The sequence below is a fragment of the Streptosporangium sp. NPDC000396 genome (assembly GCF_042898655.1).
Taxonomy (GTDB): domain Bacteria; phylum Actinomycetota; class Actinomycetes; order Streptosporangiales; family Streptosporangiaceae; genus Streptosporangium.
Genome location: NZ_JBIAZA010000089.1, coordinates 1 through 1540 on the forward strand (window position 1 = coordinate 1; position 1540 = coordinate 1540).

Here is a 1540-nt window from a genome sequence, read left to right on the forward strand (position 1 = left end):
GATACAAGATCAACAAGAAGCTCGGGGTCGACACCGACATCACCCAGGGGACGCTGACCGAAGAGGACATCGTCTCCACCATCGAATACATCGTCCGCCTGCACGCGGGCGAGGAATCGATGCCGAGCGCCCAGGGTGAGCGGGTCGTCGTGGAGACCGACGACATCGACCACTTCGGCAACCGCCGCCTGCGCAGCGTGGGCGAGCTCATCCAGAACCAGGTCCGCCTGGGCCTGGCCCGGATGGAGCGGGTCGTCCGGGAGCGGATGACCACCCAGGACGTCGAGGCGATCACCCCGCAGACCCTGATCAACATCCGCCCGGTGGTGGCGTCGATCAAGGAGTTCTTCGGCACCTCGCAGCTGTCGCAGTTCATGGACCAGATCAACCCGCTGGCCGGCCTGACCCACAAGCGGCGTATGAACGCGCTCGGTCCGGGTGGTCTGTCCCGGGAGCGGGCCGGCTTCGAGGTCCGTGACGTGCACCCGTCCCACTACGGCCGGATGTGCCCGATCGAGACGCCGGAAGGCCCGAACATCGGTCTGATCGGCTCGCTGGCCTCCTTCGGCAGGCTCAACGCCTTCGGCTTCGTCGAGACGCCCTACCGCAAGGTCGTCGACGGCAAGGTGACCGAGCAGATCGACTACCTCACGGCCGACGAGGAAGACCGTCACGTCAAGGCGCAGGCCAACACGGAGCTCAACCCTGACGGCTCGTTCGCGGAGGCGCGCGTCCTGGTCCGCACCAAGGGCGGTGAGACCGAGCTCGCCCGTGCCGAGGAGGTCGACTACATCGACGTGTCGCCGCGGCAGATGGTGTCGGTGGCGACCGCGATGATCCCGTTCCTGGAGCACGACGACGCCAACCGGGCGCTCATGGGCGCGAACATGATGCGCCAGTCGGTGCCGCTGCTGAAGAGCGAGTCGCCGCTGGTCGGCACCGGCATGGAGTACCGGGCCGCGACCGACACGGGCGACATGATCAGCGCAGAGAAAGCGGGTGTGGTCGAGGAGGTCTCCGCCGACTACATCACCGTGATGAACGACGACGGCACCCGCACCACCTACCGGGTGGCCAAGTTCAAGCGGTCCAACCAGGGCACCTGCTTCAACCAGAAGCCGATCGTCGCCGAGGGCGACCGGATCGAGGTCAACCAGGTCATCGCCGACGGTCCGTGCACCGACGACGGCGAGATGGCACTCGGCAAGAACCTCCTGGTGGCGTTCATGCCCTGGGAGGGCCACAACTACGAAGACGCGATCATCCTGTCCCAGCGACTGGTCCAGGACGACGTCCTGTCCTCGATCCACATCGAGGAGCACGAGGTCGACGCCCGCGACACCAAGCTGGGCCCCGAGGAGATCACCCGGGACATCCCGAACGTCTCCGAGGAGGTCCTGGCCGACCTCGACGAGCGCGGCATCATCCGCATCGGCGCCGAGGTGGTCACCGGCGACATCCTGGTCGGCAAGGTCACGCCCAAGGGTGAGACCGAGCTGACCCCCGAGGAGCGGCTGCTGCGCGCGATCTTCGGGGAGAA

At 66.8% G+C, this 1540-nt stretch carries 1 protein-coding gene; it reads left to right on the top strand.

The annotated features are described in order from the left end of the window. A partial coding sequence (gene rpoB / locus ACFY2X_RS47315) for a DNA-directed RNA polymerase subunit beta (protein WP_389952052.1) occupies window positions 1-1540 on the top strand: 1540 nt, incomplete at both ends.